Consider the following 7498-nt stretch of genomic DNA (forward strand, 5'->3'; position numbering starts at 1 on the left):
CTTGGGCGCATAAAAATTAAGGGAAAATAGCTATATGGCTCACTCAGACAACCGATTTGACAGCGCGATTCTATTGACCTGGTTCTGCCTGGCGTTGTCTCCTTTGCCGCTCATCGCTGCCGATAAAGTGGATGAAGAGGAGGTGCTGATCATTGAGGAGGAATCGGTGGTCGGTGAGGAGAAGCCTGCTGCTGGGAAGGACGAGATACTCATCATCGAAGATAAAGGCAGCGACGAATTGGTGATCGAAGGTGAGACGCCTGAGAATGGCGAGGCTATCCAGATAGAAGAGGAGGGTCAGAAGAGTCTTGCTATGGTGAACCCTTCGGTGGAAGAGCAGAGCAATTTCTCTCTCAAATTGGATGAATTATGGGGTGAATACGGGGTTTTTACGCATTCGTCATCGGATGCCAGTGGGCTTGGTTATCTGCACGGACAAGCTACGGCGCTCTGGACCCCCTCCAGTCATTGGGATTTGCAGGCATCTGTTCGGCTGGACGGTTACTCGCAACAAGGCGGTCCTGATTGGGATCACGCCAGTCTCGATTATGATGAGACCTTTATCCGTTATCGGGCGGGAAATTACCGTATTACAGCCGGGGCTCAAAAAATCGTCTGGGGAAGGATTGACGAATTCCCCCCCACCGACCGGTTGAGTACCCATGATTTGAGCCGTTACATCATGGATGATCTGGCCGATAGGCGGCGTGCCTCGCCGGCAATACGTTATGAGCACTTTTTCGGGGATAAAAAACTGGACCTGGTGTTTTTGCCCGTCTTTCGCGAGGCGGAATTGCCCGGTGTGTCCAGTGTCTGGTTCCCGGTTAATCAACAGTCGGGACAGATTCTGGGCCTAAAATCCACGCCGGTCACAGAGGCGTTGGTTAAGAGTTCGCCTGTGGATTCCAAGGCGTCAGATTCCGACGGTGGATTTGGTATTCGGTACAGCGGTACGGGCGAGGGGCTGGATTATGCATTCACTGTCCAGAAAGTCAGACAATCTTTGCCCTACTTTAACTACAACAGCTCCCGGGGGGTGCTCGAGGCCAAGTATCCACGGAGCTGGGTATTGGGTGGCGACCTGGGTGTGGAAGCGATGGGAGCGGTCTGGCGCCTAGAGGCCGGTTGGTTGAGTGACGCACCGGTGACTCGACTGGATGGGTCGTATGATACGGTGAAAAGCCTCAATTGGGGAGCCGGTGTGGAATTTTTTCCTGGCGATGGCGATGCACGGGTGAACCTGCAGCTGACAGGCATCAATCACATTAATGCGCCGGCGGTCATTGACAGAACAGAGATCTATCTATTCGGCGGTTCCTTTGAAGTCCCATTTGCCCAGGATCAGTGGCGTATCAAGGGGCGCTTTTATAAAGGGCTGGATACCCATGATCTTTATCTGAATCCGGAGTTGGCCTATACCGGCTGGGAATCCCAGGAGTTGTATCTGGAGGCGCACTACTTTGAAGGCGCAGCGGGGACGCCAGGGGCATTCCATCAGGATAATTCGCTCGTGGCCGTGGGGTGGCGGGCAAAGTTCTAATTTTGGGGAGAGCGCGGACTGTTTCGGGTGTGTGGTCTGGCATAGGATGGGGTTAGATGCACTATCTTCAAGGACGGGTGCCTTATCGGGACAGCGGCCGGTTCGTCCTGTTCCAGGGTTAAAGTGAGAATATGACTGAAACGATCTGGGTAGCTGGATAATTGCCAACACCTATGCAGACTGACCCTCTTCAATATGCCAAGTTTGAGCGCGACCCCAGACCGGTTGCGCTTCAACATGATGGCATGTTTGTTTATGCCAATCCGGCATTTCTCAAACTTCTTGGGTACACCTCATTCAGCGAACTGGAAGCGATACCGGTCCTGGACCTGGTGGTGGATCGGCACAAAGATCGCTTGCGTGAACATTTTGCCGCGGCAAGCAAAATTTCTAAAAACTCCAAGGAATATCCTCGGGCGAAAGTAACATTGCTGAAGAGTGATGGCGCTCATCTGGTCGCCATCATGAACTCCTGCCATACCCTTTTTGATGACGAGGAAGCGGTCGAGTTTTCGCTTATTACCGAAGCGGATATGCAGTTGAAGAATATTTTTCTGCGTTTACCGTGGAAGTTCTATTTTAGTGTGTTGTTTCTTTTTCTATTTACAGTGCTTCCCAATGGGTTGTTACTGAATCTCAATATCAATAATACTCCCAGAGTCTACCTGCCATCAGACGCTCCATCAGTGGTCATAGATGATGAGCTTAGACGCTATTTTCCCGGTGATCAGGCGGTATTGCTGCTGTTCGAGGGGGTAGCGCTCTATTCTGATGGATTTTCGACGGCGTTCAACAATTTGGCAAAGACGCTTGCGGCTAATCCGTTGATAGATGATGTGGTGAATATGACGACACAAGATCATATTCGAGGTACCGAGGATGGCTTTCTGGTTGAGCCGCTGGTGAATGTCAAAAAATTGCAGGATACCCGCCCCAAAGAGCGTTTGGCGCGTGCACTTTCCGACCGTTTTGCCAAAGATTTGTTGGTGGCGGAGGATGGGGCGGCCGTTTCTCTATTGGTTATACCGGTGAAAATTGATTCGAGTCTTAAGCGTCTGGCGCTGGAAGATGAGATTCTTGATGAAATTGAGAAAGCCCGTTTGAGTGGATATCTGGTTGGGATGGCCGGGCAGATTACCACCGATGTAGCGCAAATGCGCTCCATGTTGAGGGATAATATGATCTTTATTCCTGTCACCACGGTGATAGGCCTGTTTCTGATCTGGTGGTTGTTTCATCGCTGGCTTGCCATGGTGGTGTCCGGTGTCGTGATCGGCGTTGTGGTCAGTTCCACAGTGGCATTTTATGTGGTTTTCAACCAGCCGTTTAATTTGATTTCCAGTATCATTCCCCCGCTTTTATCGGCTTTGACGGTTGCCGCGCTGGTACACCTTTTTAACGCTCTTCACTATGCCTCTAAACGGGGATTAACAGGGCCTAATCGTGTTGCCAGCGCACTCAAAGAGGTTCGGCGGCCGGCATTTTATACGGCATTAACAACAGTTGCCGGTCTCGCTTCGTTGGGCCTGAGCCCAATCCCTCCTATAAAAGTGTTTGGTTTGATATCAGCCGTTGGCGTGGGGCTTATCTATTTTATCGTGATTCATTTGGTTCCCAATATATTTGCCCGCTATGACTACGTGGAGTGGCCGAGTCGGAAATCTGGGCTGGCCGGTTTGGATCGGCTGGTCAGCGGGTTATTCCGTATCGGTGTGCGTTATCCGCTATATGTGGTTGGTTCGATCGCGTTGGTTTTGGGGGCACTGTTGCCGCAAGTTGGGAAGATCGTGGTGGAAACCAATATCCAGGAGTTTTTCTATCCCGATCATCCGATTCGGATGGCTACCGAGAGGATAGAAGAGAGGTTGGTGGGTACCTCATCGTTGGATATTGTGTTTAAGGCGAGCCAGCCCGGTGGGCTGAAGCAGCCGAAGGTACTAAACAATATCCGGGCATTTCAACGCTGGGTGGAGTCGCAGCCTGAGGTAGACAAGAGTATCTCGTTGGCAGATTTTGTTGAAGAGATGCACTGGGGGTTTAATGCCGAGAATCCGGAATACCGGCGTATACCGGATAACATGGAGCTAATTAGCCAGTACCTATTGGTATACGATGGGGAAGATCTTTTCGACTTTGTCGATGAAAGCTACCGCATAACTCATGTAAGTTTGAATGTGAATGTGCATGGGGCCAATGCGCTTTCTGGGCTGATGGATCGAATCAGGGAATATCTCGCCAAGCACTCCATCAACGGAATCAATTGGGAGATAGCTGGATTTGGACGGCTCTTCGCAGATCAGGAGGATCTATTGATTGAGGGGCAGGTGAAGAGCCTGCTGGGCGCCCTAGGACTCATATTCCTGTTAATGCTAATACAGTGGCGCTCAATCGGTAGTGCGGTGCTCTGCATGATTCCCAATCTGTCACCTATACTGCTTATATTTATTATCATGGGCCTGTTTGGCCTCTGGCTGGATATGGCTACAGCGATGATTGCTAGCGTGGCAGTAGGTATAGCGGTGGACGATACGATCCATGTTTATCACGGTTTTATCAGTCGTGTTAGACGAGGGGTGAGTCCGATTGTTGCGTTGGTCAAGACCTATAAACATGCCGGTAGAGCGGTACTGACAACTACCATTATCTTGAGTGCACAGTTTATTGTGCTGACGCTTTCTGAGTTTGTTCCAACAGCTCATTTTGGTCTTTTAACCAGTATCGGACTGGTTTCAGCACTGTTTTTTGATTTGTTGCTGTTACCGGCGTTGCTAATTTTGATTTATGCCAGGCATCCGGCCGTCATGAAACGGGAGCCGTTATTTATGCGGCGACAAGATGGGAGTCGGAGCGATGGGACAGATAGCGTAGGATGAAATTCAAACCCTTTTTGTTGAGGGGTAATTGTCAGAATATGCGACTGTTTTCAAGCGTGACTAGGATGTAAACGCTTAATCTTAGCCACAATGTACGATGGGTGTTGGATTTTATATAGCTCGTGTTAGGATCAGTCCATTTATAGTTGGCCCAATAGTAAACACTAGGGTAATATAAAGCATTATTTTATTAACAAACCCAGTAGGTTGGGTGGTTATCTTGAGATTTTGAGTGAATCTTTATCGGTCGGATCTGGGTGCTTGTTACTGATGAATCAATGCCTGATCGGACCAGTAGAGTTACAGTTCGGAACCGGGAAGTAGCGTGAGTCTGCGGCGGGGACTATCAGGCCACTCCTTTCGTTACAATGTGCCGAAGAATGGTTGTACAACAATATAGTGTAAGGGAGAACATGCTTGTGCCTATCAACAATTTACTATCATCACGCCGGTTGCTAACACAGGGCCTATTTATAGCTCTGGTGGTGCTGCTCGCCGGCTGTGCATCAAAATATCCCCAGGTCACCAGTGACCAACTTCAGGCAGAACAAGATTTCGATTACATCATTGGGCCGGGTGATAAATTGAATATTTTTGTCTGGGGTAATCAGGAACTGACTGTTACGGTTCCCGTTCGACCGGATGGAAAAATTACCACGAGGCTGGTGGAAGATATCCAGGCAAGCGGTAAAACGCCTACTCAATTGGCCAGGGATGTCGAGAAGGCTTATTCCGAATATGTGAAAAATGCAGTGGTCACGGTGATAGTCGATAAATTTGTCGGCATCCCAACCCAACAGGTCAGAGTTTTGGGTGAAGCGGCAGAGCCTATTTCTGTTCCGTTTAGAAAACATATGACACTGCTTGATTTGATGATCGAAGTGGGTGGTTTGACAGAATTTGCCGATGGCAACAAGTCAGTTCTGATCAGAAATGTTAATGGCGAGCAGCAAGTCTATAACGTTCGTCTGGAAGATCTGATAAAAGATGGCGATATCTCCGCAAATTTGGCGTTGATGCCTGGCGATATCATGATCATCCCCGAGGCGTGGTTCTAGATCACATAGCATCTCTTTAAGTAGAGATAGGTTGGTATCGATAGGTAAGCAGATCGGATCTTGGTCAGTTAGCTGACTCGGGATTCGGTCTGTCGGTTGTTTTCACAATCGATATCCTGAATTGATGGACGGCGAATAGTTAGACCATTTTGGTTCGCAGTAACAGGGATATTGAGGTTAAAAACTCAACAGTCATGGGTGTGGCAGGGATATATGCAAGAACTCCTTGAACAGATTACCGAGTATCTTTACGGCGTGTGGCGGTTTCGCTGGGTGGCCTTGGTCGCAGCGTGGATTGTTGCCATTGCCGGATGGCTCTTCATTGCACAGCTTCCCGATAAGTATGAAGCCACCGCCAGATTGCATGTCGACAGCAATAGTATATTAGGGCCCCTTCTGCGTGGCCTGGCTATTCAACCCAATGTGGGGCAACGGGTCACCTTAATGAGCAAGACGCTTCTCAGTCGACCCAATATGGAAAAGCTAATGCGCATGGTTGATTTGGATCTCAAGGTCAGGAATGACCAGGATAAAGAGACCCTCATTACGGAACTGCGTGACAATATTGAGCTGAGTGGCCAGCGTAGCAACTCTTCACTTTACTCCATCTCTTATACCCATTCAGATCGGCTGGTTGCGCAGCGGGTAGTACAATCTTTGATCTCTATATTTATCGAAAGTGCCTTAGGTGAAAAACGCAAAGACAGTGCGGGCGCCCAAGAGTTTTTGGATAAACAGATCGCTGAGTATGAGGTGAGGCTTGCTGAGGCGGAAGGGAAGTTGGCTGATTTTAAACGGCGCTATGTCGGCAGCATGCCGGGCGAACAGGGTGGTTACTATCAGCGTCTGGAGATGGCACGAGGCCTGTTGGGTACGGCTCAGTTAGAACTTCGGGAGGCGGAGAATCGTCGTGCTGAAATCAAGCGCCAACTGGAAGGCGAGGAGCCGGTGTTTATTCCGGGAGGGAGCGAAGAGTTTTCAATAGCTTCACCCTTGGATCAGCGAATCCAGAATCTTCAGAGTCGCCTGGATGAGCTATTGCTGAAGTACACAGATCGACATCCAGATGTAATAGAGATTAAAACCATCATTGCTAATCTGGAAGAGGAAAAAAAGCAGGAGCTTAAGGAGAGTAAGACCGAACCGGTGGCCGCTCAGGCCAATCTACAATCCAGTCCAGTATACCAGCAGATGCGTACCATGCTCTCTGAATCAGAGGCTCGTGTCGCTGAATTGAAGGTGCGTGCAGAAGAGTACGCCAAGCGGGTCAAGGAATTGGAGGAAAAGGTCGACCAGATTCCTTTGATAGAAGCTGAGCTGCAGCAGTTGAATCGAGACTATGAGGCCGTGTCCCAACAGCATGCTGCTCTGCTAAAGCGACGGGAATCAGCGCATCTATCAGAGAAGGCTGAGCAGGACGCGTCAGAAGTTAAGTTCCGTGTTATCGATCCCCCATTTGTACCCCTCAAGCCGTCTCAGCCTAACAAGCTGTTACTCAATGGTGCGGTTTTTCTGGGTGGTCTGGGAGCGGGAATAGGCCTTGCATTTCTGATTTCGTTGATACGCCCTGTTTTTTACAGTCGTGGTGCACTCAACCGTATTACCGGCTTACCTGTTCTTGGGTCAGTCGCATTCATCCCTTCGAAATCGCAACTACGCAGACAGCGATTTGCCGGTGCTATGTTTGTCTCTTTGGTGTTGCTTCTGGGAACACTTTTTCTAGGGGTAAATTTGTTGCACGACATGGGCTTTGATCTATTAGGGAAAGTGCAAAGTCTTGGGGCACGGGTTTTATGAGCATTATTGAAAAAGCTATAGAAAAGCTTAACGCCGAGCAGGCGGGGAAAACCGATAATTTACCGAGTGATCCGCCGGATGCCAACACGGGCTCAGCACAAGCCCAAGCGGCGACTCGTACCGTATTAGATCAATCTGAAAGGGATACAGAAGCAAGAAATGGGAAGTTTGTCGAACTACCGATAGACTATCTCAAGTCGCTCGGTATGGTGACGCCGGATGAACCGCGT

General features: G+C 49.4%; 5 protein-coding genes. All 5 read left to right on the forward strand.

Going from position 1 to position 7498, the window contains the following annotated elements; translation table 11 throughout:
* Positions 1 to 34 precede the first annotated feature (34 nt).
* Complete coding sequence (locus ACQY5R_RS09165) at positions 35 to 1540, forward strand: hypothetical protein (RefSeq protein WP_428607270.1); 1506 nt, start codon at positions 35 to 37, stop codon at positions 1538 to 1540.
* Positions 1541 to 1713: 173 nt separating this feature from the next.
* On the forward strand, positions 1714 to 4413 hold the full coding sequence (locus tag ACQY5R_RS09170; RefSeq protein WP_428607272.1) for an MMPL family transporter: 2700 nt from the start codon (positions 1714 to 1716) through the stop codon (positions 4411 to 4413).
* Positions 4414 to 4832: 419 nt separating this feature from the next.
* Positions 4833 to 5471, forward strand: a complete 639-nt coding sequence (locus ACQY5R_RS09175; protein ID WP_428607274.1) for an XrtA/PEP-CTERM system exopolysaccharide export protein — start codon at positions 4833 to 4835, stop codon at positions 5469 to 5471.
* Positions 5472 to 5684: 213 nt separating this feature from the next.
* A complete protein-coding gene (locus ACQY5R_RS09180; RefSeq protein WP_428607276.1) occupies positions 5685 to 7268 on the forward strand; it encodes an XrtA system polysaccharide chain length determinant in 1584 nt (527 codons plus the stop codon).
* Positions 7265 to 7498, forward strand: a 234-nt coding sequence (locus ACQY5R_RS09185; protein WP_428607279.1) for a hypothetical protein, incomplete at its 3' end; no start/stop codon positions are given. The genes ACQY5R_RS09180 and ACQY5R_RS09185, both read left to right, overlap by 4 nt.

The sequence above is a fragment of the Sedimenticola sp. genome (assembly GCF_050289425.1).
GTDB lineage: Bacteria > Pseudomonadota > Gammaproteobacteria > Chromatiales > Chromatiaceae > Sedimenticola.